The organism is Microbacterium sp. SGAir0570 (genome assembly GCF_005491085.2).
Taxonomy (GTDB): domain Bacteria; phylum Actinomycetota; class Actinomycetes; order Actinomycetales; family Microbacteriaceae; genus Microbacterium; species Microbacterium arborescens.
In genome coordinates, this window is sequence record NZ_CP027929.1 from 2,112,820 (window position 1) to 2,135,562 (window position 22,743).

A 22,743-nucleotide genomic window follows, 5' to 3' on the forward strand; every position below is an offset into this window, starting at 1 on the left:
TCCGTTCACGAACCCGCCTCCTGCCGTTCGAGGTCATGCCGGATCGACGCCGAGATCGGGTCGAGCTTGTGATTGGCGTACCAGACGTAGCCCATGGTGATCGCGAACGTCGTGACGAACTGGCCGAGTCCGAACAGCAGACCGACGGTGATGTCACCCCAGACGCGCTGGGCCATGAAGTCGGTCGCGAACGACGACAGCAGCACGTAGGCGAAGTACCAGACGAGGAAGACGATCGTGAGGGGCCACACGAAGCTGCGGTGTTTGCGCTTGAGTTCCTGGAACGGCGCCGACTCTTCGACGGCGACGTAATCCACTGCGCCAGGCGGCGGCGAGTGGGTGGGCGATGCGGACATGTGGCCTCCTTGCCTCATGGTGAGCAGCTCTCCAGCGGTCGTCGTCGTCGAGCGACCGCGATGGTATGGTCGACGCTACGAAAGGCGGCAACGAGGCCGTCACCCCCGGAAGTAGGTAGTGCGTGACGGCACTGGCGGCACCCGAGAACGACGCGCAGCTGGTCTCCCGCGCGGTGGACGACCTCGCACGCAGCACACGCTTTCCCGTCGTCTTCGGCGGCCTCGAGAGCCAGGGCTCGGTTCACGTCACCGCGATCGCCGGAGCGCGGTCGCATTCGATCGACGACCTGGTGGTGAGGATCGGGCGCGGACTGGGCGGCGCCGCGATGGTCGAGAAGCGCCCGCGCCTCGCCCTCGACTACCGCACCGCGCGCACCATCACCCACGACTACGACCGGGCGATCCTCGGCGAGGGGATCTCCACGCTCTTCGCCGTCCCGATCGTGACCGATGGCCGAGCCCGCGGGGTGCTGTACTGCGGTTCGTGGTCGCAGGCTCCCGTCGGAGACCTCGTCGCACGGCCGGCGTTCCGCGCGGCGGACGCGATCAGCACCGAGCTGCGCATCCGCGACGAGGTGCAGCGACGGCTCGCCCTGGCCCCGACGCCCGAAGCGGCGACGGGCCTGTCCGCCGCGGCTCGTGAAGACCTCCGCGAGAGCTTCGCCGAGCTGCGCAGCATCGCGGCGACCGTCGACGACGCCGACCTGCGGGCGCGGCTCGCCGCGATCGAACGCCGCCTGACGACGGTCGCGTGCGACGGAACGACCTCGGCGAAGGACGCCGACGTGCAGCTCTCGCCACGCGAGCTCGACGTGCTGGCGTGCTGCGCCCTCGGCTCGACGAACGCCGAGATCGGCGCGGCGCTGAGCCTGAAGGAGGGCACCGTGAAGTCGTACCTTCAGTCCGCGATGGCCAAGCTCGATGCGTCGACGCGGCACGCGGCCGTCACACGCGCTCGACGCCTCGGTCTGCTCCCCTGACCCGCGACGCCCGCCGATATTCGCTGACGTCGTTGCCGGACCAGGCCGCGACGCGCAGGATCAGGCCGCGATGCGAAGACGGCCGCGGTGCTGCTCGATGACCGCCGCGTACTCCGCGATCATCCGGTCGCGACCCAGTCGGCTGCGGGCGGCGAGCGCGGCAGCGGCGAATCCTTCGCGTTCGAGGGCGGCACGTCGCCACCCGGCCGCAACAGCGTCGGGGTCACGCGGGGTGACGATGCCGATCCCCTCGACGAGGCGGGCCGCGTCGCCGACATCCGTCGTCACCGGCACCGCGCCGCTTGCCGCTCCCTCGAGCAGACAGAGGGGCGCCGCCTCGCCGAAGGCGCTCGTGAGCGCCACGACGTCGGCCGCCCGGTAGATCGCGGGCATGTCGTCGCGGATGCCGAGGGCGTGCACGCGGTCACCGCCCTCGGCGGAGAGCATCTCGACCAGCCGGGGGTTCTCGCGCGTCATCCCCGCGCCGCACATGACATAGTGCGCATCCGGCACCATCCGGCGGTGCGCGGCGACCGACCGCAGGAAGAGCTCGGGATCCTTCATCTCGTCGAACCGGGCCGCGTAGGCGACGACGACCGCTTCCTCCGGGATGCCGAGCTCGCGGCGCACGGGGTCATCCCCGCGGGTGATGGCCGGGCGGAACCGCGAGAGGTCGATGCCGTTGTCGACGACGTGGCGCCGCGCGCTGCCGAGAAGCGGCGCGTACGCGGCATCCGTCGACTGCGCGCACGAGACCGCCGCCGTGAGGATCCCGCGCCGGACGCTCTCGCCGAGCCACGCGAGGGCGTCGCCGGAATGCTCGGGATCGGAGCGATGGAGGCAGGTCACGACGGGCCGAGGGGGCATCATCATGGCGTCGTCGAGCGCGAGCAGCAGTCCGAGCGGCTGCTCCTTGAGCGTGAGCACGACGTCCGCTGCGGCGATCGCCCGCGACGCCGCGCGCAGCTGTCGTGATGAGTACGCATGCGGCGCATGCGGCACCGCCCCCGCGGTCTTTCCCAGCGAGGCGACGGCGATGCCCGCCGAGCGCAGCGAGCGATAGCGCGGATCGGCGGCCATGTGCTGCACCGTGGACTCGCGCCTGGCCCGCGACGCGATCGAGAGCACGCTGTGGTGCTGTTCGCCCCGCGCGTGCAGGCCCGCGACGACGTCGCTGTGGAGGATCCGAGCCCCGCCGGCGAAGAAGCCCTCGGTGAGGGAGAGGACGCGAAGCGGAGCGCTCATTCAGGACCTTCGGGATCGACGCGGCGGGTGCGATCCATCGTGCGGCAACGCCCGCCCGCGGCGAGTGAACCGCGGACGAGCGTTGCGTGAACGAACGGCGCCGGACGCCGGTCCCGAGCGCCGGGCTCAGAGGATGGGCTTGCCTCCCGTGACCGCCAGACGCGCGCCCGAGATGTACGACGCCTCGTCGGACGCGAGCAGCACGTACGCCGGAGCGAGCTCGGCGGGCTGACCGGCCCGTCCGAGCGGTGTCTGCTCGCCGAAGCTCTCCACCGCGTCGGGCGGCAGCGTGGCCGGGATCAGCGGGGTCCAGATGGGTCCCGGGGCGACGCTGTTGGCGCGGATGCCGCGCTCACCGAGCATCTGCGCGAGCGAGGCGGTGATGCTCGCGATGGCGGCCTTCGTCGCGGCGTACGGCAGCAGGTTCGGCGAGGGCTGATCGGACTGCACGGAGCTCGAGCCGATGATCGACGATCCCGGCCCCATGTGCGGCAGCGCCGCCTTCACCAGGTGGAAGTACGCGTCGACGTTCGTCGCCCACGTGAAGTCCCACTCCTCGTCGGGGATCTCCTCGAGGGTCTCGCGGTTCATCTGGAACGCGGCGTTGCTGACCAGGATGTCGATCCCCCCGAGCTCCTCGACGGTGCGCCGGACGGCCTCGCGGCAGTGCGCCGGGTCGGAGATGTCGCCGGGGATGAGAACGGCGCGACGGCCCGCATCCTCGACGAAGCGCTTGGCCTCTTCGGCATCCTCGTGCTCGTCGAGGTAGCTGATGGCGACATCCGCTCCCTCGCGGGCGTAGGCGAGCGCCACCGCCTTGCCGATGCCGCTGTCGCCACCGGTGATGAGGGCGCGCTTTCCGGTGAGCTTTCCGGAGCCGCGGTAGGTCTCTTCGCCGTAGTCGGGCTTCGGCACCATCTTCTGGTCGGTACCCGGGACGTTCTGCTGCTGGGGTTCCATGGTCATCCCTCTCTTTCGTCGAACGGTGAACGGTTGGTCTACCCGATCCCGACTGGGCTCCGGATACACGGGGCTTGACACCCGGTCGCCCGATCCGGCATCGCGTCGCCCGGGCGACCGGCGCGTCAGTCGACGCCGCGGGAGCGGGCGATCGACACGGCAGGCGCGATGCCGCCGTCCTCCCAGACGGCGCCGTGACCCGGAAGGACGAGGCGGGCGCCCGTCTCGGCGAGCCGGCTCAGCGAATCGAGCGCCTCGCGGCTGTGCGCGGTCGCGGCCCGGGCCACGACGCGCGGGCCGACGCGCCCCGTGTAGGGATCGAGGGTGACAAGGGCGTCACCGGTCAGCAGGATGCCGCGGGACTCGAGAAGGAAGGCGCAGTGCCCATCGGTATGACCGGGCGTCGCGATCGGAAGGATGCCGCCGGCGAGCGGGATGGAATGTCCGGGCACGATCGACGGATCGGTCCGCACGCCCTTCACGCCCAGCGCTCCCGCACTCACCATCCGGGCGAGGATCGGCATCGCCGCCGGATACCGGAACGGGTAGGGGAATCGCGGGGCTTCGTGCGCGTACCGGTACGGATGCCGCGCCAGCTCCTCGTCGCCCGGGTGCACGTCGGCCACGAGGTGGTGCTCGTCGGCGAGGCGCTCGCACATCCCCACGTGATCGAAGTGCCCGTGGGTGAGCAGAAGCATGTCGATGTCGGACGGGCGGGCGCCCACGGCCGCGAGGGCCTGCTCCAGGAGCGGCCACGTGCGCGGGAGTCCCGCGTCGATCAGGACGAGCCCGTCGTCGGAGGCGATGAGGTAAGCGTTCACGCCGCCGCGAGCGAGCTGGAACACGCCCTCGGCGACCTCGGACACCCGCGGTCGGTGATCGGTCGTCATGATGCTCCCTCCGGTCCCGCACGATGATCCGCAGCCCGTCGGCCGAGCGCCCGGGGCTTGACAGATCGATCCGCGGTCACCCGCCGCGCGGGCGCGATGGTCGCACCGACCCCGGAACCAGTCAAGGCCCGTGGCTGTCTCGGAAAGGCAGACGTACGTTCGCGGCGCCGGCGCACTCGGCGCTCGGCCGATCCCCAGGAGGCGAGATGTTCTTTCATCGACAGGAACTGCAATTCGAGGCCCGTCCGGAGAAGCCCGACGCGATCTTCGCGCGACGGATGCAGGAGGTGCTCGGCGGCCAGTACGGCGAGATCACCGTGGCGATGCAGTACGGGTTCCAAGCGTGGAACGCCCACATCCCGGGCAAGTACCGCGACCTGCTCTACGGCATCGGGGCCGAGGAGTTCGGCCACGTCGAGATGCTCGCGATCATGATCGCGCAGCTGCTCGAGAAGGCTCCGGCCGAGCAGTCCGAAGCCGCCGCGAAGTCCGACCCCGTCCTCGGCGCCGTCATCGGCGGCATGGACGTGCAGGCTGCGATCGTCGCCGGCGCGGGCGTGCGCCCGGTCGACTCGAACGGCAACCCGTGGCAGGGCTCGTACGTGACGGCCAGCGGCAACCTCCTCGCCGACTTCACCGCCAACGCGAACGCCGAGATGCAGGGGCGCCTGCAGGTCGCGCGGATCTATCACATGACCGACGACAAGGGCGTGCGAGACATGCTCTCGTTCCTCTTGGCGCGCGACACGATGCACCAGAACCAGTGGATCCGGGCCGCCCAGGAGCTGCGCGAAGAGGGAGTGGAGGACATCCCCGTGCCGTCGAACTTCCCGCTCTCGAACGAGGCGCGCGAGCACGCCTACAAGTACATCAACTTCTCGGACGGTGCCGCAGCCGCCGAGGGTTCGTGGGCCGCGGGACCCACCCCCGACGGCAAGGGCGAGTTCACCTACCTCGACGGACCCGACACCTCGGTTCCCATGCCGCCGCCCACGCAGCCGGACCCCCGTTTCTACGGCACCGACGCGAAGCCGAACATCATCGACAAGGCCGAGGGCGTCATCCGCGACAAACTCTGACCCCGAGGGGCACGGCCGCGGGCGACGCGGCCGTGCCCCGATGCAAGGGATCTCGCCCGACACCCCGGCCGGAACGGCATCCGATCGGGGTGTCGGCAACGATCCCTTGCATCGGCGCGCAGCGCAGAGCGGCCGGGGGCGGGCTCAGTCGGCGGTGAAGCCGGCGAGCTTGTGGGTGCCGTCGCAGAACGGCTTGATCGCGCTCACCCCGCAGCGGCAGAGCGCCACCGTGCGGCGGGTGCGCGGAATCGGGTTGCCCGCGTCGTCGAGCAGCTCGACGTCGCCCCGCACGAGCAGCGGCCCGTCGGGGCAGGCGGTGATGGTCACGGATGCACCCTGGTGCTCGCTCATCGTCTCTCCTTCTTCCTCAGTGTCCTCATGCTGTTCGCCGCTCGCCGCAGCCGCGTGCCGCGATAGCGCACCCCGCCGCGCAGCCGCAGCGACAGCGCTACCCAGCTCGCCAGACCCCGCTCGATGACCCACGGCACCGCCCACAGGGCATCCGTCCGCCCGAAAACGCCACGTCCGCCGTCACGGCGGCGCCCGACCTCGGCGGCGACGATGACCGCTGTCCCGGAGAGCGCCAGGGCAACCGGCCGGCGGCGCAGCGCGAGGATGAGGGGAACCACCGCCAGCTCCAGCGCGAGGCGAGCCGGCTGCGCGAGGCTGTCGTACGCCTGGCGCACGCGCTGTTCCCGGAAACGGCCTGCCGTCGCGGGCAGGCGGGCGACGAAGATGTCGCGCGCGATGCGCCGGCGGCCGCCACGGGCGATGATCGTGCGCTCGAGCTCGAGGTTCTCGAACAGGACGTCGGTGTCGTAGCCGGGGCGAGCGAGGCCGGTCCGTACCGCGACGGTGCCCGAGAAGTCGCCTCCGAAGGCGCGGTTGACGAGGGTGCGGCCGGTGTCCCAGCGGGCGTGCCACGGCCGAGGCCGCAGCCAGACGTTCTGCGGCCGCACGATGTCGGCATCCGACAGCGCTGCGACGACCTGCTGCCGAGAGCCGTCGTCGTACCGGACGTCGTCGTCGGCGATGACCGTGAGCGGATGCCGGGCAAGGACGAGCCCCGTCATCGCTCCGCGCGCTTTTCCGTTGCGGCCCGGCACCGACGGCGGCACCACCCGCGCGGGCGCCCAGTCACGACGGTGCGCGGCGAACAGGTGCGCGGGCGAGCCGTCGACGACGGTGACGTCGACGCGGCGGGTGAGCCAGGTGAGGTACTCCCCCAGCTCGGCCGCGTCGGACCGATGGGCTTGGTCATCCCAGCGCAGCGGCAGAACGTACTCGACGTCGTCGCGCATCACGCCGTGAGGTCGGGAAGGACGCCGCCGCGAAGCGCGCTCCGCTCCTCCTCCCAGGCAGCGAGCACGTGGTCGCCGACCAGGTCGTCGAGGACGAGGCAGGCCCGAGCGCCGAAGAGGATGTCGGGCAGCAGTTCCGGCTCGTCCTCGGCGAGGGAACCCGCGAGGTCGCGACCCGCGATCTGCTCATGCACGGCGTCGGCCTCGACGTGCTCGTCGAAGTACCACGTGACGTCGGAGCCGAACCCGAGCCGCCGGAAGCCGTCGCCGTACGAGCGGTTGGGGATCGACGAGGTCATCTCGAACGCCGCGAGGTGCCCCACGATCGCCCCGCGGAGGCGCCGGTGCAGCCCGAACAGCGACATCGCGTTATGGCTGGCCAGGATGACGGCGGGCACGGCGTCGATGTATGCGCCATAGGTGTCGTCGAGGCCGGCGCCGCGGACGGTCTGGGCGAAGATCGTCGCGTGCACGCGGGCCGGGTCACCGCCGCCGTACTCGTCCGACTGGATCTCGACGAGGGCGGCCTTCGACCGGCCCCGCAGTCTCGGGATCGCCCACGAGTGCGGGTCTGCTTCGCGCAGCGTGTAGACGGTGCGGAGGATGAGGAACTCACGCAACTGCTCGAGAGAGGCCTTCTTCGCGACGAAGCGCGCCATGCCCGGTCCCGCGGTCGGGGCAGTCAGGTCGAACAGCCAGCGTGCGACGGCGTCCCGTTCCGCCTCGGGCGGATCGGCGATCTCGGCCGCGGCGCGCAGGGCCCCCTCGAAAGCGCGCTCGATGCGCCCTCTTGCGGCGATGAGCGACGGCTCCCATTCCCACGAGGCGTCCAGCCCCGGCAGCGAGCCGTAATGGACGGCATACATGAGGAACAGGGAGAGCTGCAGGTCGTCGTCGCACAGGATGTCGGGCGTCTCGGCGAGGGCGCGCCCCACGAGCTCGGGAGCGTCGATCGGGAGACCACTCGTCGCCGGGGCGATGAGCGCCCGCTGGAGCATCGCGCTCACGGGCCCCCGGGCACCGAACGGCAGGGGATCGGCGCCGCCGAGGTCGATGGGGATGGTCTCGATGGTGATGCTCATGGGGCTCCTCGGGGTGAGAGCGGCGACCGTACGTGGCCTGCGCGGGGTGCTTCGAGCGGGTTGACCCGTGCGATCTCGGTGTGCAAGCGGCGCCTCCGTTGCGGCGTGACGCGCGCGGGCGGTAGCGCGTCGACGTCAGCTCGTCCAGCCCGTGGGCGGCAGGCGCGGTCGCGCGCAGTGTGACGGGCACGAACCCCGGCAGAGAGGCGATCGATGAAAGCCATGACCTACCGCGGACCGTACAAGGTCCGCGTGGAAGAGAAGCCCGATCCGAGGATCGAGCACCCGCACGACGCGATCGTGCGGGTGACGCTCGCCGCGATCTGCGGATCGGACCTGCACCTCTACCACGGCATGATGCCCGACACCCGGATCGGTCACACGTTCGGTCACGAGTTCATCGGCGTGGTCGAGCAGCTCGGCGGCGCCGTGACGAACCTCGCTGTGGGCGACCGCGTGATGGTGCCGTTCAACATCTTCTGCGGCTCGTGCTACTTCTGCGCGCGCGGGCTGTTCTCGAACTGCCACAACGTCAACGCCAATGCGACGGCGGTCGGCGGCATCTACGGCTACTCGCACACGGCGGGCGGCTACGACGGCGGTCAGGCCGAGCGCGTGCGCGTTCCCTTCGCCGACGTCGGCCCCACCGTCATTCCCGATTGGATGTCGGATGAGGACGCGCTCCTGCTCACCGACGCCTATTCGACGGGCTACTTCGGCGCCCAGCTGGGAAGCATCGTCGAGGGCGACACCGTCATGGTGCTCGGCGCCGGGCCGGTCGGCCTCGCTGCGGCGCAGTCGGCCTGGCTGATGGGTGCGGGGCGGGTCATCTCGTTCGACCATCTCGACTATCGGCTGATTAAGGCTCGTGAGTTCGCGCACGCCGAGACGGTGAACATCTCCGAGCACCGCGACGTCGTCGTCGAGATGAAGCGGATGACCGACTACCTCGGTGCCGACGTCGTCATCGATGCCGTGGGTGCCGAGGCGGACGGCAACGTCACCCAGCACGTCACCTCGGCGAAGCTCAAGCTGCAGGGCGGCTCGCCCGTCGCCCTGAACTGGGCCATCGACGGAGCACGCAAGGGCGGATCGGTCTCGGTGATCGGCGCGTACGGTCCGCTGTTCAGCGCGGTGAAGTTCGGCGACGCCCTCAACAAGGGCCTCACGCTACGGATGAATCAAGCACCGGTGAAACGGCAGTGGCCGCGCCTGTTCGAGCACATCCGCGCGGGATACATCTCGCCGAGCGACCTGATCACCCACCGCATCCCTCTCGAGCACATCGCCGAGGGATACCACATGTTCTCATCCAAGCTCGACGACTGCGTGAAGACCGTCGTCGTCCCCTCGGAAGGCTGACCCGTGAGCGCGAACTCCTCCGACGTCCCCACCCCGTACAGCCCGAACGTGCCCCGGCCGGCGCCCGATCGCGCGGCGTTGCGCGCCCGCATCCCCGGGTGGGGCGCCGACCTCGACCCGGCAGACCGTCCGTCCGGCAGCGTCGAGAGGATCGACGAGACTGCCGCCGATCGCGGGATGCCGCCGCGACAGGCCGACGACCCGGGCCGCGAGCGCTCGATCGAGCACGCGTTCCTCACGCCCGTCTACAGCACGGCGCAACCGCTGCACGGTCTCTCTGGGCGAATCCGCCGGCTGGCCTATGCGCGTTTCAGCGAGGGCCGTGCCGCGCACTGGCTGCTGCTCGTCGCCGGTGATCGCGTCGAGGCCGTCGGCGCACATGTGCGCTCGTTGGCGACGGCTCGGCCCGACAACCCCATCACCGAGACCGGGGTTCTGAGTGAAGCCCGTCGGCATCCGATCCGGTCGCGGTTCGGCCGAGGACGGGTCGACCAACGGCACACCTGGCTCGATCCCCTCCTCGTCGCCGGGCCCTGGGTCCTCGCCGGGTGGCTCGTCATCCGTATCGTCGGACGGGCGTTCAGACGTCGCTAGGCCGATCGAGCGGGCGCGGGATCTCGGCAGCCGTCGCGGGGTCGTCGAGACTGTCGAGAACCGCTCCCGAGCTCGGCTCCGCCGCGGCGCCCCGCCGGAGGCAGGTCTGGACGAGATCGGCGGCGAGCCGGGTCGTCAGCCCCGGGGCGATGCGGTGGCCGAGCAGCGCCGCGCGCGCCTCCCACCCGACGGCGACGCACTCGCGACGGGAGACCGCCGACCGCAGGATCGCGTCGGCCACGAGCTCGGGTTCGTCCATCAGCGGCAGCCGCAGCGCGCGACCCGCGTGGTTGCCCGCGTGGCGCCACAACGGTGTCCGAACGGCCCAGGGCAGCACCGCCGTCACCGCCACGCCCGTCGCACCGGCGAGCCGCAGCTCCTGTCGCAGGGCACGGGTGAGCGACAGCACGCCGGCCTTCGTGGCCGCGTACGACGCCTGATACGCCAGCGGGACGACGCTCTCGACCGACGCGGTGTTCACGATGACGCCACTCCCCCGCGGCACGAAACGGCGGAGAGCGACGTGCGCCCCGCGCACGGCACCGGCGAGATTGGTGTCGACCACGCGGAGGTGCTCGTCGAGGGGCGCCTTCCAGAATGGTCCGATCGTGGCGACGCCCGCGTTGCCGACCCAGACATCGATCGGTCCGAACATCCGCTCCGCCTCGGTGGCGAGGCGCTCGAGGTCCTCGGTGCGGCCGGCGTCGCCCGGCACGACGTGAGCCTGACCGCCCCGGTCACGGATACGTCGAGCGAGCTCGTCCAGCGCTTCGCCGCGCCGCGAGAACACGACGACCCGCGCGCCGGCCTCGCCCGCGCGTACGGCGACGGCGCGACCGATGCCGCTGGACGCGCCGACGACCACGATCGTCCGGCCGGTGAGATGGGGATGCGGAGTGGTCGCGCTCATCGACGCAGGATCGTCCCGGCGGTGCGGATGCCGAAGCCGGTTGCGTTCCCCGCGCGCACACGCTATTCCGCGTCGCGTCCTCCGGAGCCGGCGCGGGAACGACGACGTCGGCGGTGCTCCTGCCCCTCAGTGCTCCGGGAACAGAGCACCTTCCGGGAACAGAGCACCGCCGACGCCGATGACGACCGCAGCCGTCAGCGGTCGGTGCGGGCGTCCTCGGCAGCCTCTTCGGCCTCAGCGCCTTCTTCGGGCGACTCGGAACCGGCCGATGCCGCGTCGTCCGCGTCGTGCTGGTGCTCGTCGTCTCGTCCGTGGTGGTCGACGCTCATGTCACTTCTCCGATCGGCTCGCGTGGCGTCCCGCGCTCGCGGGACACCTCCACTGTGCACGCCGGGCGGATGCCGCGAACCGGGCTTGCCCCGAAAGCGGATGCGTGCGAGACGCAGTCCGCTCTCGAGGGACGCCGGACTGTCAGTCGCTGGGCTCCGAGCGGTGGCGCGGCTTGCGCGCCGGGCGGTCGTCGCGCTCGCGCGGGCGATCGTCGCGGTCGTATCGACTCCGCGAGCTGCGGCTCGGTCCGCCCGTGTCGACGCGGATCTCGATCGCCTTGCCCGAGATGCGGGTGTCGGCCAGGCGGTCGAGCGTCGACTGGGGCATGTCGTTCGGCAGCTCGACGAGCGAGAAATCGGGACGGATCTGGATGGCGCCGAAGTCGCCGCGGCTCAGACCGCCCTCGTTCGCGAGCGCGCCGACGATCTGACGGGGCTCGACGCGGTGACGCTTGCCGACCGCGATGCGATAGGTCGTCATGTTCGGGTTGCTTGCGCGCGGGCGACGCTCGGGACGCCCATCGCGGTCGTCGCGATCGAACGATCGGGGGGCGCGGTCCTCGCGCGGAGCGCGGGCGCGAGGCTCGGGGTCGGGTTCGAGCAGCAGCGGGGTCTCGCCCTGAGCGACGACGGCGAGCGCGGCGGCGACATCCACTTCGGGCACGTCGTGGTGACGGACGTAGTGTGCGACGATGTCTCGGAATCGCTCGATGCGGTCGGTGTCTTCCAGGGCCGCCGTGATGCGGTCGTCGAAGCGCGACAGGCGCGTGACGTTGACCTCGTCGACGCTCGGCAGCTGCATCTGCGTCAGCGGCTGGCGCGTCGCACGCTCGATCGCGTTCACGAGCCCGCGCTCGCGCGGGGTGACGAAGCTGATCGCGTCGCCGGTGCGGCCGGCACGCCCGGTGCGGCCGATGCGGTGGACGTACGACTCGGTGTCGGTCGAGATGTCGAAGTTCACCACGTGCGAGATGCGTTCGACGTCGAGGCCGCGGGCAGCGACATCCGTGGCGACCAGGATGTCGAGCTTGCCCGACTTCAGCTGGTTGACGGTGCGCTCGCGCTGCACCTGGGCGACGTCACCGTTGATCGCGGCGGCGGAGTAACCGCGGGCGCGCAGCTTCTCGGCGACCTCCTCGGTCGCGCTCTTCGTGCGGGCGAAGACGATCATCGCCTCGAAGTTCTCGACCTCGAGGATGCGGGTGAGGGCGTCGATCTTCTGCTGGTACGACACGATCAGGTAGCGCTGGGTGATCGTCGAGGAGGTCGTCGTCTTCGACGCGACGGTGATCTCTTCGGGGTCGTTGAGGTACTGCTTCGACATCCGGCGGATGGCCGCGGGCATCGTCGCCGAGAACAGCGCGACCTGCTTCGTGTCGGGGGTGTCGGCGAGGATCGTCTCGACGTCCTCGGCGAAGCCCATCTTCAGCATCTCGTCGGCTTCGTCGAGCACGAGATACTTCAGCTCGGACAGGTCGAGCGTGCCCTTGTCGAGGTGGTCCATGATGCGGCCGGGCGTACCGACGATCACGTGGACACCGCGGCGCAGTGCCGAGAGCTGCACACCGTATCCCTGGCCGCCGTAGACCGGCAGCACGTGGACGCCGCGGGTGCGGGACGCGTACTTCTCGAACGCTTCGCAGACCTGCAGCGCGAGCTCGCGCGTCGGAGCCAGCACGAGAGCCTGAGGGGTCTTCTGCGTCAGGTCGAGCCGGTCGAGGATCGGCAGCGCGAAGGCGGCGGTCTTGCCGGTACCGGTCTGCGCGAGCCCGACGACGTCGCGTCCCTCGAGGAGCGTCGGGATCGTCGCCGCCTGGATCGCCGACGGGGTCTCGTAGCCCACGTCGGAGAGTGCCTTGAGCACCTGCTCCCCCAGCCCGAGGTCGCGGAAAGTGATGACGGGCGGCTCGTCGGCGGACTCGGGTACAGGCTGTTCAGCAGAAGTGGACACGCTTCAGGGTAGTCCGCCTCTGCTGAGAACGCGCGATCGGCCCGGCGCGCTTCGGCCCGGTGCCCTAGCCTCGAAGCAGGTCGAGGGACTCGAGGGGGTATCGATGCCGGAGTGGTTGCTCTTCACCATCGCCGCGGTGGTCTTCTCGATCGCGGCCACCTGGCTCGCGAAGCGCGCGCTCGAGGCGCGGGTCGGCTGGGTGCGCGGGCCGCTCGTCTCACTCATCGTCTTCGTCGTTTTCGGACCGCTCGGCGTCTGGGTGCTGCGCGGAGCGGGCGTGCTTCAGGAGCAGGGCGGTCTGCTCACCGACCAGCCCGTCGCGTTCGGCTTCGTGCTGCTCGTGCTCGCGTGGCTGTTCGCGATCGTCCTCATCGCCCTCATCACGCTCGAGCTCATGTGGCCGGCGCGGCCGCCGATGGGGCCCGTCACCTACGTTCGCGAAGCGTTGCACCGGCGCCGCCGGGCGGTGCGGTACGCACGTATCGTCGCGATCGCCTCGCGGCACGGCCTCGGCGGGATGCGCAGCGAATCCGCGCGCGCCGAACTGCCCCGAGCGCTCGCGGCCACCCTCGACGACGCGGGCGTCACCTTCGTCAAGCTCGGCCAGATCCTCTCCACCCGCAACGACCTCCTCCCCTCCGAGATCACGAGTGCGCTCGCCTCGCTGCAGATGGACACGACGCCCATCCCCTGGCATGAGGCGAAGGCCGCGATCGAGAAGCAGCTGGGCCGGCCGATCGAGCTCGTCTTCGCCAGCATCGACGAGACGCCGCTGGCAGCGGCATCCGTCGGTCAGGTCCACAGCGCACGGCTGAAAGACGGTCGCGCCGTCGTCGTGAAGATCCAGCGCCCCAAGGCGCGCGCGCAGGTGGCCACCGACCTCGACATCATCGAGCGGGCGGCCGCGGACCTCGAGCGGCGCACGACATGGGCGAAGGATGTCGGCGCCTCGGCCCTCGCCGCGCAGTTCTCCGCCGCACTGCGCGAAGAGCTCGACTACCGGGTCGAGGTCGCGAACATGGAGATGCTGCGCGACTCGATGACGGCCGCCGACGCTCGCGCGGTGCGGATCCCGGATGTCTATCCCGACCTCTGCACGGAACAGCTCATCGTCATGGAGCACGTGCAGGGCATCCCGTTCAGCCGGCTGCCCGAGCCCGGCAGCGACGCACCGAACGCCGTCGCTCCCGACGAGGCGACGCGCATCGCCGACGCCGTGCTCGACGTCATCGTCGGGCAGATCGCGCTGCGCGGCGTCTTCCACGCCGATCTGCATCCCGGCAACCTCATCCTGCAGCCCGGCGGCATCGTCGCCCTCATCGACTTCGGGTCGGTCGGAATCATCGAGCGCAGCATGCGGCGCCTGTTGCTGCCGATGCTCGTCGCGCTCCACAACGAAGACGACTCGGGGGCGACGGATGCCGTGCTGATGCTCGTGAAGCCACGCGGCGACGCCGAGCTCGACGTCGGAGCACTCCAGCACGACATCGGCGTCATCCTCACACGACTGCACAACTCCACCTCCGACCAGCACCTCTTCACCGCACTGATCGAGGTGCTCCGGCGCCACCGACTCGCACTCCCGCCCGGTCTGCTGCTGGGATTCCGGACGCTCGGCGCGATCGAGGGGACGCTGCGGCGACTCGATCCCGACTACGACATGATCAAGCGCGCACTGTCGCGGGCCCCGCAGTACGCCCTGCACATGAACGACCCGCGCTCGGTGGCGATGACCGCTCAGGTGCAGCTGCAGCTCGGGATCGAGCGGGCGCGTGAGCTGCCCCGCCGCGTGGACGGCATCCTCGGCGATCTCGAGGCGGGCCGTCTCACCCTCCGTCTCCGCGCGCTGGAGTCGCCCGACGACCGCTCCTGGGTCGAGTCGCTCACCGGACGCCTCACCACCACGCTCGTCGGGGCCACCCTGGTCATCGTCGGCGTCATGATGGGCGTCGTCCAGCACGGCCCGCTGCTCACCGACTCGGTGTCGGTCTTCCCGTTCCTGGGTAGTGTGGTCGGGCTCGGCGGCCTTCTGCTGCTGTTGCGTTCGCTGCGCTCGGCGCTCGTCCGTCGCGATGGAAGGTGACCCATGAAGATCCGCGATCTCGTCCACTTCGTCGCCGCGGCCGACACGCTGCACTTTCCGCGTGCCGCCGAGATGCTCGGAGTATCGCTCCCCGTGCTGTACTCGTCGATCGATCGCCTGGAAGAAGAAGTCGGACATCCGCTGTTCACGAAGGACGGCGGCAAGCCGCGCCTGACCCCGGCGGGCACCCTGCTGCTCGCCGACGCCCGAGCCGAGGTCGCCGCGGCTCCCGCGCCGGCCGTCGCGCCGAAGCAGAAGGCGTCGGGCGGCGGAAAGGCCAGGGCCTCGAAGGGCTCGGGCCGTGCCCCCATCGTCAAGGGACAGCCCAAGCCGTACAAGAAGCGTCAGGGACGCTGACCGTCAGGTGCGGGTGGCGGTCGTCCCGCGCGTTCGCGCCTCCGCACCGGTCCGCGGGCTCCAGCGGAACAGATCGATGAGCCGCGCGAGCGCGGGAACGCGCGCGAGCAGGAGCAGGAGGCCGTAGCCGAGGGCACCGCCGGCGACGTTCGAGAGGAAGTCGTTGACATCGGCGATGTGTCCGCCCGCGAAGTACGCCTGAGCCGCGAGCTGCAATGCCTCCACGGTCAGGCTCGTGATCGCCGCCGCGCCGACGACCTTCAGCCACGTCGGCCGGGCGAGCATGAGCGGGATCAGGATGCCGAGCGGCACGAAGACGAGCATGTTCATCAGCGCGTCGTCGAGCTCGTAGTCGGCGAACGGGATGAGCGCCAGACCCGGCGTCCACGGGGTTCCCGAATCGGGCTTGTCGAGGAAGATCGGGAAGATCGTGTTGCCCACGATGCCCGCGGCGTAGACGGCCACCGCCGCGGCCACGGCCGCGCGAGCCGGCGAGAAGCTGCGCCGGGCCCACAGCACGGCCAGCAGCACGGCGAAGACGACGATGCCGAAGGGGATGACAACGGGGAGGACCGGTACTTCGGCGAAGGGATTGCTCATCACCGTCGACGCTATCGCGACGCTGCCCCACGCCGGGACGGCGCCGTCACCGCACCCGCGGGTCGATGAGGAACTTCATCGTGTCGGGGTCGGAGTTGCGCCCGAAGAAGTCGGTGAGGTCATCGAGTCCGCCGCGCGCAGTCACGAGGTCGTCCACTTTCACGGCCCCCGACGCGACCAGCTGGATGGCGAGCGGCCACGTGTCGACATAGCGGAAGAGCCCCTCGACGACGAGCTCGCGACTCTGCAGCAGGAAGAGGTCGAGGTCGACGGTCGACGACCCCATCCCGACCAGGACGGCGCGGCCGGCGCCGCGGAGCGAGCGCAGCCCGGCGGCGATCGCCGCCCGGGCGCCGGACGCGTCGATGAACGCGTCCATCCGCCGATCGAGCGACGCCACCTCGGCGGGCTCCATCACGCGCGTCGCCCCGTGCGTGAGCGCGACCCGTCGACGAGCGTCGACCGGGTCGACCACCACGACCTCGGCCGCGCCGAACGCACGCGCCGCAGCGCCGGTCAGGATGCCGATGGGACCGGCACCGGCCACCAGCACTCTCGAGCCCGGCACCACCCCGGCCTTGCGCACGGCGGCGATGCCGACCGACAGCGGCTCGAGCAGCGCGCCCTCGTCGTCGCTCATCGTCTCGGGCAGCGGGTGCGCCGCGTCGCCGGGAACCGCGAGGTAGCGCGCGAACGCGCCGTTCTCGGGCGGTGCCGAGGGGAACCGCATCCGCTCGCACAGGTTCGTCCGCCCCGCCCGGCACGCCGGGCACCAGCGGCAGGGACGCTGCGGGTCGATCGCGACCCGCTCTCCGATCCGGTGCGCGTCGGCGGGAGAGGCGACGGCGGCGATCACTCCGGCGGCCTCGTGTCCGAGGATGAGGGGGCTCTCGACGACGAGGTCGCCGACGCGGCCGTGCTCGAAGAAGTGCACGTCCGACCCGCAGAGCCCGACGGCGGTGAGCTCGACGAGCACGTCACCCGGTTCCATGACCGGCACCGCGACATCGCGGACCTCGAGACGTCCGGGCGCGACCAGAACGCTCGCCATCATGCGATCGGGGATGCCGCTCACGCGTGCACCCGCTGATCGGCCGATGCGGTCGCCGGCGACTGTGCCAGCGACGCCTCGATCTCCTCGTCGTAGCGCGCGAGCGCCGCGGACAGGTCGTCGGCCCGGTGGCGCGCTGCCTCGACCGGGTCGAGCGCGAACAGCAGCGTCTCGGGGAGCGATGTCGCGAAGTAGTCGACGCGCGCCGGAGCAGAGCGCAGCTCGCTCACCCGCGCCGCGACGCGCAACCGCAGGGCTGCCGCGGCATCGACGTCACCCCGGGCACGGGCTGCCCGCGCCCCGTCGAGCGTGTCGGCGTCGACCTCCGACGCGGCCGCCTCCGCCATTGCCGCCCGCCACGCATCGTCGGCCGCGACCCCCTCACCCGAATCCGCGCGAAGCCGCCCGAGCCGAAGCCACAGGGCTGCGCGATTGTCGAGCAGGTGCCAGGCCTCGCCGAGCGATCGCGGAGCGTCGAGAGCCCGCTCGAGGATGGCCGCAGCCTGCGCGGCATCCGGCTCGATCTCCTCGGCGCGTGCGATCGACGCCCGGGCGAACGCGCGGATCGCCATTCCCTCGCCGCCCTCCCACGGCTGCAACGGACGACTGAGCAGCAGGTCGAGCGCCTCGGCGGATCGCCCGTTCGTCGTCAGCAGGTCTGCCAGGGTCACGAGAAGGTCGTCGCGCACGATCAGTCGGTCGCGCGCAGGCTCGAGCCTGGCCAACCGGGCGGCGGTCGAGATACCGCGACGCTGCGCGAGCTGGTCGAGTTCGAACCACAACCGCGGGTCATCGCTGACCTCGACGGCCCGGTCGTACAGCTCAGCGGCGGCGTCGAGGTCGCCCCCGACCTCTGCCGTCGCGAGCGCGGCGTTGCGCAGCAGCACGCCGTCGCGGGTCGCGTCGTCGAGCGCGGCGCGCCACTGGGCCAGCGCGTCGGCTCGGCGTCCGCGGTCGTAGAGCCACATACCGAGCAGCGATCGGGCACGCGCATCCGTCGGATCCGCGGCCACCGCTGCCGCGAGAGCGTCGTAGGCGTCGAGGCCCGCGGGGAACACCCAGTCGACGGGTGCGCGCTGCGCGCGACGGCGAGCCTCGGCGGCGGCTTCGGTCTCGCCCGCTTCGGCGAGCAGACGCGCCCGGACGTACTCGGCGACCGGTGCCGCTCCTCCCGTGCCGGCCGCGGGGCGCGCGGCCGCGGCGGCGAGCACGGCGAGCGCCTCGTCTCGCTGCCCGACACGGGCGAGGTCACCCGCGAGATCGAGCAGCACGAGGCCGTCGTCGGGGAGGCCGCGCCCGCCGAGGTAGGCGGTGAGCACGTCGAGTCGATCGGTCTGCTCGAGCGTCGTGAGCTCGGCCGCCGCCTCCACCTCACGCCCGAGGCGACGCAGCACGATCACCCGCAGGTTCCGCGCGAGCGGATCGTCCGACCCATGACGGAGCGCATCGTCGAGGCGGCCGAGCGCGGCGAGGGAGCGCCCGGCTCGCGCGTCGAGCAGAGCCATCTGCACACTGGCGGGGTGGGCCCACCGCACATCCCACGCGGCCTTCGCGAACGCGTCGTAGGCACGCTCGTCGTGGCCGCGACGCGTCTCGACGAGGCCGAGGCGGTAGTGCGCCTCACCGTCGGCGGGGTTCGGGTTGCGGAAGGTCAGCCGGTCGACGGCGGCACGCAGGTATGCCGCGGCGTCGTCGTATTCGCCGCGGCCGTAGGCGGACGCACCGAGCGCGGTGTTCGCGCGCGCGTCGCCGGGATCGCGGCGGAGCGCCTCTTCCCAATAGGGTTCGGGATGCCGCGTCGGGTGGCGGTACTGCGCGAGGTGAACGCCCGTGAGGTACAGCTCGTCGGCCGACGCGATGTCTGCGGGCAGCGGCGGCTCGGTCGCGACGGCGGGCTCGGGCGCCCCGTCGCCGTCGGAGCGCGGCCGCCAGCGGATGAGCTCGCGATCGCCGTCGCGGACGACGACCTCGACATCGGTGGCCCCGATCCCCTCAGCGCACTCGATCGACTCGATGAACGCCCGGCCCGGCCCGAGGTCGACGACGCGTTCCTCGGTGTCGGCCCCGACGCTGAGCCGCACCCGCGCGCCAGACACGTTCGCGGTGACGGCGACACCGATGTGCACGCGCCCCTCTTCGAGACGCACCGAGACCGCGGCATCCTTCGTCGCCTGATGCGCCGCGCCGATGCCGGTGATGGGGAACCAGAACTGCGAGAACGTCTTGACCTCGCCGGGTGCGAGGTAGGCGAAGTCGGGCTGGTTGTCGGTGTACACCCCGGCCATCAGCTCGACGTACGGGCCGTCGCCGTCGGTCAGCTGGTCGTCCCACGCGTGGCCGAAGGGCGCGTTGCCCCACGTCCACTGCTTCTTGCCCGGTGCGATGCGGCGGTCGGCCCAGTGCACGAAGCCGGCACCGGCGGCGTGGTCATAGCCGCCGAAGAAGTCGTCGCGCGTCTCGACCACCATGTACGACGTCGGCACGGGGATGTTGCCGTAGTAGTCGATGCGGTCGGCATCGGGATGGGCCGCGTCGACCCGCGCCGGGTAGTCGACGCCGTAGTAGGGACGGTCGGCTCGCGGGAAGGCGGTGATGGCACGACGCGCATGATCGGCGACGTAGCGGACGTCGGTCGGGAAGAACGACTGGTACTCGTCGTGCGCGCGCGCCGCGACGTTCGCCCACCACAGGAACGTCTGCGGCACCTCGGTGCGGTTGTGCAGCCGCGCGCGCAGCTCGATCAGCGAGCTATCGGGGCGCAGGCGGATGCCGTGGGTGCCGCGCATGCGCGCGAAGGGGTCGTGGTCCGACATCCAGACGGTGACCGCCCCGTCGGGTTCGCGCTCGATCCAGCTCTCCATCGGCAGGAAGGTCGCGGGACGGTGGTGCTGCGGCCAGTTGAACTCGACACCCCCCGACACCCAGGGACCGGCGAGCCCGACGAGGGCGGGCTTGATGACGTTGTTCCGGTAGAAGAAGTCGTAATCGGCGGTCTTGTCGTAGCCGATGTGGATGCGGCCGCCGAGCTCGGGAAGCAGCACCAGCCGGATCCAGCGGTTCTCGATGTGCACCGCGCGCCAGTCGCGATCGCGCGGCGCGGCGGCGATCCGCTCGGTGAACGGCAGCGGGTACACCCGGCCGCTCGACCCCTGGTAGACCCGGCGGTCGAAGAACATCGGCAGCTTCTCCGGTTGCGCCGGCTCGTAGGTGGGGATCGTGAGCGGCTGCTCCCAGACGGCCACGCCGCCGTCGTCGAGCGTCGCCTGCTCGTCCGCGGGCGGCTCGGGAAGACGCAGCGAGGATGTCGAGGTCGAATGCATGCCTCCAGCGTCGCCGAGCGCGCGCGGCGGCGACATGGCGGAAGCGGCCGTGCACCTGGACGATTCGCCGATATGCCAGGATGGCGACCATGGCCATCTCGGACGGTTTCGCGGGTGAGAGGCTGTGCGTCGTGCCGGCGCCGGCCATCACCGCAGCACTGCAGCGCCCCGTGACCCGCCGACTCGTCGTCACCGATGCCGGCTGGTTTCCGCACGCCGCAGATCATGGCCGGACTCGCGAGCGCGGCATTCGCACGACGATCGTCATCGTCTGCACGGCGGGCGCCGGGTGGCTCGAGATCGCCGGGACACGCCACCGGGTGCAGGCCGGCACCGCCGTGGTGATCCCCGCGCGCACGCCGCACGCCTACGGGGCGGATGCCGATGACCCCTGGACGATCTGGTGGTGCCACGTCGTCGGCTCCGACGTCGATGACCTCACCGCGGCGATCGGCACGACCGCCGCGCGTCCGCTCGTACGGCTGCACAGCGTCGAACGCGCGGTGTCGCTGCTCGACGAGATCGTGCGCGGGCTCGAGCGCGACCAGTCGCCCGTGCGCCTCGTCGCCGTCACGGGCGCCGCATTCAAGCTCATGACGCAGCTCGCCTCAGACCAGGCGCTGCCCGAGCGCGGCGACCCGCTCGAGCGAGCGATGACGTTCCTGTCCGAGCGGCTCGACAGCGCGGTGCCGGTGAGCGAGCTCGCAGCCCTCGTCGGCGTCTCGGCATCTCATCTGACGTCGCTGTTCCGGCGCGCGACGGGAGGCGGCGTCCTGGCCTACCACACGGGCCTCCGCATGACGGCGGCGCGCACCCTTCTCGAGCGCACCGACCGCACCGTCGGTCAGATCGCGACCGAGGTCGGGTACAGCGATCCGTTCTACTTCTCGCGGCACTTCCGACGCGTGCACGGGATGAGCCCGAGCCGCTACCGGGACGACCGTCGCGGGTGACACCCCTCAGCCGCGACCGGGGGCGGCCGTCGTCGGGGCCGCGAGGATCTCGGCGTTGAGGCGCCGCTGCCACGCGACATCCGACCACTGCGGATGATGCGGCGCCGCGTTCGAACTGAGCACCATTCCCCACACCCCGTGCTCGAGTGCAGTGCGAACGCCATGCTCGGCGAGTTCGGTTCCGACCGGCCCGTCTTCGAAGTCGGCGCGCAGCGGGGTGTAGCCAACCCACCCCTCCCCCACGACGGCCGGGATGCCGCGGCGGCGAGACCACGCGGCGAGCGCCGTCACCCGCGACCCGATCTCGCGCAGCATTTCTTCGCGGTAGAGCCCGTAGTGGTTGTAGAGCCAGCGGTCCCAGAGGTCGGGGTCGACCCAGTCGTATCCGTAGATCTGCTGATCGGTGATGACGGTGGCCTCGAACTTCCAGTCGGCGGCGCGGCCGTACTCGGCGAACGTGGGCGCGTCATCGACGAGCAGCGCTCGCATGGCTGCGCCCGGGAAGCCGTCGGTGCCTTCGGAACGGATGTCGATGCGTCGCTGCAGCGCGTCGAGCACGCCGTAGGCGTAGACGTGCAGCTGACCGACCTGGAACCGCTCGGAGAGTCCCGCGAGGTCGAGGAAGGGCGCCTTGCCGTAGCTGGCGGTGACGAGGTGACCGGGGTGCGCGGCACGCACGCGGTCGAGGGCGGCATCCCCGCCGTCGGCGAACGCGGGGACGATCGAGAAGTCGACCTCGTTGTGGAGCTCGGCGAAGGCGATCGTATCGTCCAGACCCGCGGCCTCGATCTCATCGAGCATCCGAATCGTCGCGGACGCGAGCAGGTCGTAGCGCTCTTCGAGCGGCACGGCGTCGATCGCGCGGAACCAGCGCTCGTCCGCCGCGAACGCCGGCGACTGCTGGTACTCCCAGCTCGCGAGGATGACGACGATGCCGCGTTCGCGGGCACCGCGCAGCAGGTCGAAGAAACGCGTGCGGAGGTCGAGCCGGTAGCCGCCGGGCACGTCGTACCAGCGCGTTCCGTTGCCGAACACCTCACCGTGCGGCGAGCGCCCGAGTCCCTCGATCTCGAGGTCGCTCGCGAGGTCGTCGAGTCCGAGACCGCCGAAAAGCAGCAGCGGCGCGGCGCAGATCCGGATGGCGTTGTAGCCGCGGTCGACGGCCTCATCGAGGGCTGCGCCGAGGTCGGCGTAGGGCTCGCCGGCGCCGGCCCGGGTGTACCAGGAGAAGTCCCACAGGGTGATCGTGAGGCGCGGCGGCAGGTGGGCGGGGACGGCGCCCGTCAGCGCCCGGGTGTCGGGGGCCGGGTCGTGTCCGGAGCCGAGGTAGCGGGTCATCG

General features: G+C 71.2%; 21 protein-coding genes. 7 read left to right on the forward strand and 14 right to left on the reverse strand.

Annotation, left to right across the window (positions count from 1 at the left end):
- Positions 1-5: 5 nt before the first annotated feature.
- The gene (locus tag C1N74_RS10005) at positions 6-356 is read right to left on the reverse strand and encodes a DUF485 domain-containing protein (RefSeq protein WP_137750454.1); all 351 of its coding nucleotides are present in this window, start codon (positions 354-356) and stop codon (positions 6-8) included.
- A 122-nt stretch (positions 357-478) separates the two neighbouring features.
- Between C1N74_RS10005 and C1N74_RS10010 the strand changes: the two genes are divergently transcribed.
- On the forward strand, positions 479-1,336 hold the full coding sequence (locus C1N74_RS10010) for a LuxR C-terminal-related transcriptional regulator (RefSeq protein WP_064954941.1): 858 nt from the start codon (positions 479-481) through the stop codon (positions 1,334-1,336).
- Between the two features lie 60 nt (positions 1,337-1,396).
- On the opposite strand, the gene C1N74_RS10015 is transcribed toward C1N74_RS10010, so the two are convergent.
- The 3 genes from C1N74_RS10015 to C1N74_RS10025 all read right to left on the reverse strand — a co-directional run bounded on the left by C1N74_RS10015 (position 1,397) and on the right by C1N74_RS10025 (position 4,431).
- On the reverse strand, positions 1,397-2,581 hold the full coding sequence (locus C1N74_RS10015) for a glycosyltransferase (protein ID WP_137750455.1): 1,185 nt from the start codon (positions 2,579-2,581) through the stop codon (positions 1,397-1,399).
- Between the two features lie 126 nt (positions 2,582-2,707).
- Positions 2,708-3,547 (reverse strand): SDR family oxidoreductase, encoded by an 840-nt coding sequence (locus C1N74_RS10020; protein ID WP_137750456.1) that lies wholly within the window; start codon positions 3,545-3,547, stop codon positions 2,708-2,710.
- A gap of 119 nt (positions 3,548-3,666) precedes the next feature.
- Positions 3,667-4,431: an MBL fold metallo-hydrolase gene (locus C1N74_RS10025; protein ID WP_023954660.1), complete on the reverse strand. Its 765-nt coding sequence runs from the start codon at positions 4,429-4,431 to the stop codon at positions 3,667-3,669.
- Positions 4,432-4,637: 206 nt separating this feature from the next.
- Here C1N74_RS10025 and C1N74_RS10030 point away from each other — a divergent pair, with 206 nt between their 5' ends.
- The gene (locus C1N74_RS10030; protein ID WP_137750457.1) at positions 4,638-5,510 is read left to right on the forward strand and encodes a manganese catalase family protein; all 873 of its coding nucleotides are present in this window, start codon (positions 4,638-4,640) and stop codon (positions 5,508-5,510) included.
- 144 nt (positions 5,511-5,654) lie between these two features.
- Here C1N74_RS10030 and C1N74_RS10035 read toward each other — a convergent pair whose 3' ends face one another.
- The 3 genes from C1N74_RS10035 to C1N74_RS10045 are packed head-to-tail and all read right to left on the reverse strand — an operon-like array spanning position 5,655 to position 7,893.
- Positions 5,655-5,861 carry a CDGSH iron-sulfur domain-containing protein gene (locus tag C1N74_RS10035; RefSeq protein ID WP_103842492.1) on the reverse strand — a complete coding sequence of 69 codons (207 nt, stop codon included), beginning with the start codon at positions 5,859-5,861 and terminating at the stop codon, positions 5,655-5,657.
- Positions 5,858-6,811: a glycosyltransferase family 2 protein gene (locus C1N74_RS10040; protein ID WP_137751009.1), complete on the reverse strand. Its 954-nt coding sequence runs from the start codon at positions 6,809-6,811 to the stop codon at positions 5,858-5,860. Before C1N74_RS10040 ends, C1N74_RS10035 begins: the two co-directional genes overlap by 4 nt.
- Positions 6,811-7,893, reverse strand: coding sequence for an iron-containing redox enzyme family protein (locus C1N74_RS10045; protein ID WP_137750458.1), 1,083 nt, complete (start codon positions 7,891-7,893; stop codon positions 6,811-6,813). Before C1N74_RS10045 ends, C1N74_RS10040 begins: the two co-directional genes overlap by 1 nt.
- A 213-nt stretch (positions 7,894-8,106) precedes the next feature.
- On the opposite strand from C1N74_RS10045, the gene C1N74_RS10050 reads away from it, so the two are divergent.
- Entirely contained in the window at positions 8,107-9,255 is a 1,149-nt protein-coding gene (locus C1N74_RS10050; RefSeq protein WP_023954670.1) for a zinc-dependent alcohol dehydrogenase, read from the forward strand.
- 3 nt (positions 9,256-9,258) lie between these two features.
- Positions 9,259-9,849 carry a hypothetical protein gene (locus C1N74_RS10055; protein ID WP_375538043.1) on the forward strand — a complete coding sequence of 197 codons (591 nt, stop codon included), beginning with the start codon at positions 9,259-9,261 and terminating at the stop codon, positions 9,847-9,849.
- On the opposite strand, the gene C1N74_RS10060 is transcribed toward C1N74_RS10055, so the two are convergent.
- The 3 genes from C1N74_RS10060 to C1N74_RS10070 form a co-directional block, all read right to left on the reverse strand.
- Entirely contained in the window at positions 9,836-10,759 is a 924-nt protein-coding gene (locus C1N74_RS10060; protein WP_137750459.1) for an SDR family oxidoreductase, read from the reverse strand. The genes C1N74_RS10055 and C1N74_RS10060 overlap by 14 nt on opposite strands.
- A 194-nt stretch (positions 10,760-10,953) precedes the next feature.
- Positions 10,954-11,088 (reverse strand): hypothetical protein, encoded by a 135-nt coding sequence (locus C1N74_RS16655; RefSeq protein ID WP_023954676.1) that lies wholly within the window; start codon positions 11,086-11,088, stop codon positions 10,954-10,956.
- 142 nt (positions 11,089-11,230) lie between these two features.
- Positions 11,231-13,039 (reverse strand): DEAD/DEAH box helicase, encoded by a 1,809-nt coding sequence (locus C1N74_RS10070; protein WP_023954678.1) that lies wholly within the window; start codon positions 13,037-13,039, stop codon positions 11,231-11,233.
- A gap of 103 nt (positions 13,040-13,142) precedes the next feature.
- Here C1N74_RS10070 and C1N74_RS10075 point away from each other — a divergent pair, with 103 nt between their 5' ends.
- A complete protein-coding gene (locus tag C1N74_RS10075) occupies positions 13,143-15,122 on the forward strand; it encodes an AarF/ABC1/UbiB kinase family protein (RefSeq protein WP_137750460.1) in 1,980 nt (659 codons plus the stop codon).
- A 3-nt stretch (positions 15,123-15,125) separates the two neighbouring features.
- On the forward strand, positions 15,126-15,479 hold the full coding sequence (locus tag C1N74_RS10080) for a LysR family transcriptional regulator (protein ID WP_137750461.1): 354 nt from the start codon (positions 15,126-15,128) through the stop codon (positions 15,477-15,479).
- 3 nt (positions 15,480-15,482) lie between these two features.
- On the opposite strand, the gene C1N74_RS10085 is transcribed toward C1N74_RS10080, so the two are convergent.
- The 3 genes from C1N74_RS10085 to C1N74_RS10095 are packed head-to-tail and all read right to left on the reverse strand — an operon-like array spanning position 15,483 to position 20,450.
- Entirely contained in the window at positions 15,483-16,079 is a 597-nt protein-coding gene (locus C1N74_RS10085; RefSeq protein ID WP_052007935.1) for a VanZ family protein, read from the reverse strand.
- A gap of 46 nt (positions 16,080-16,125) precedes the next feature.
- Positions 16,126-17,154 (reverse strand): alcohol dehydrogenase catalytic domain-containing protein, encoded by a 1,029-nt coding sequence (locus C1N74_RS10090; protein WP_258039107.1) that lies wholly within the window; start codon positions 17,152-17,154, stop codon positions 16,126-16,128.
- A complete protein-coding gene (locus C1N74_RS10095) occupies positions 17,151-20,450 on the reverse strand; it encodes a DUF5107 domain-containing protein (protein ID WP_181405512.1) in 3,300 nt (1,099 codons plus the stop codon). Before C1N74_RS10095 ends, C1N74_RS10090 begins: the two co-directional genes overlap by 4 nt.
- A gap of 89 nt (positions 20,451-20,539) precedes the next feature.
- On the opposite strand from C1N74_RS10095, the gene C1N74_RS10100 reads away from it, so the two are divergent.
- Positions 20,540-21,403, forward strand: coding sequence for an AraC family transcriptional regulator (locus C1N74_RS10100; protein ID WP_137750463.1), 864 nt, complete (start codon positions 20,540-20,542; stop codon positions 21,401-21,403).
- Positions 21,404-21,409: 6 nt separating this feature from the next.
- Here the strand turns inward: C1N74_RS10100 and C1N74_RS10105 are convergent, their stop codons facing one another.
- Complete coding sequence (locus tag C1N74_RS10105) at positions 21,410-22,741, reverse strand: cellulase-like family protein (RefSeq protein ID WP_137750464.1); 1,332 nt, start codon at positions 22,739-22,741, stop codon at positions 21,410-21,412.
- Between the last annotated feature and the right edge of the window lie 2 nt (positions 22,742-22,743).

Coding starts and splice junctions, on each gene's coding strand:
- C1N74_RS10005 (WP_137750454.1), bottom strand. CDS start 356: ATGTCCGCATCGCCCACCCACTCGCCGCCGCCTGGCGCAGTGGATTAC.
- C1N74_RS10015 (WP_137750455.1), bottom strand. CDS start 2,581: ATGAGCGCTCCGCTTCGCGTCCTCTCCCTCACCGAGGGCTTCTTCGCC.
- C1N74_RS10020 (WP_137750456.1), bottom strand. CDS start 3,547: ATGACCATGGAACCCCAGCAGCAGAACGTCCCGGGTACCGACCAGAAG.
- C1N74_RS10025 (WP_023954660.1), bottom strand. CDS start 4,431: ATGACGACCGATCACCGACCGCGGGTGTCCGAGGTCGCCGAGGGCGTG.
- C1N74_RS10030 (WP_137750457.1), top strand. CDS start 4,638: ATGTTCTTTCATCGACAGGAACTGCAATTCGAGGCCCGTCCGGAGAAG.
- C1N74_RS10035 (WP_103842492.1), bottom strand. CDS start 5,861: ATGAGCGAGCACCAGGGTGCATCCGTGACCATCACCGCCTGCCCCGAC.
- C1N74_RS10040 (WP_137751009.1), bottom strand. CDS start 6,811: ATGCGCGACGACGTCGAGTACGTTCTGCCGCTGCGCTGGGATGACCAA.
- C1N74_RS10045 (WP_137750458.1), bottom strand. CDS start 7,893: ATGAGCATCACCATCGAGACCATCCCCATCGACCTCGGCGGCGCCGAT.
- C1N74_RS10050 (WP_023954670.1), top strand. CDS start 8,107: ATGAAAGCCATGACCTACCGCGGACCGTACAAGGTCCGCGTGGAAGAG.
- C1N74_RS10060 (WP_137750459.1), bottom strand. CDS start 10,759: ATGAGCGCGACCACTCCGCATCCCCATCTCACCGGCCGGACGATCGTG.
- C1N74_RS16655 (WP_023954676.1), bottom strand. CDS start 11,088: ATGAGCGTCGACCACCACGGACGAGACGACGAGCACCAGCACGACGCG.
- C1N74_RS10075 (WP_137750460.1), top strand. CDS start 13,143: ATGCCGGAGTGGTTGCTCTTCACCATCGCCGCGGTGGTCTTCTCGATC.
- C1N74_RS10080 (WP_137750461.1), top strand. CDS start 15,126: ATGAAGATCCGCGATCTCGTCCACTTCGTCGCCGCGGCCGACACGCTG.
- C1N74_RS10085 (WP_052007935.1), bottom strand. CDS start 16,079: ATGAGCAATCCCTTCGCCGAAGTACCGGTCCTCCCCGTTGTCATCCCC.
- C1N74_RS10095 (WP_181405512.1), bottom strand. CDS start 20,450: ATGCATTCGACCTCGACATCCTCGCTGCGTCTTCCCGAGCCGCCCGCG.
- C1N74_RS10100 (WP_137750463.1), top strand. CDS start 20,540: ATGGCCATCTCGGACGGTTTCGCGGGTGAGAGGCTGTGCGTCGTGCCG.
- C1N74_RS10105 (WP_137750464.1), bottom strand. CDS start 22,741: ATGACCCGCTACCTCGGCTCCGGACACGACCCGGCCCCCGACACCCGG.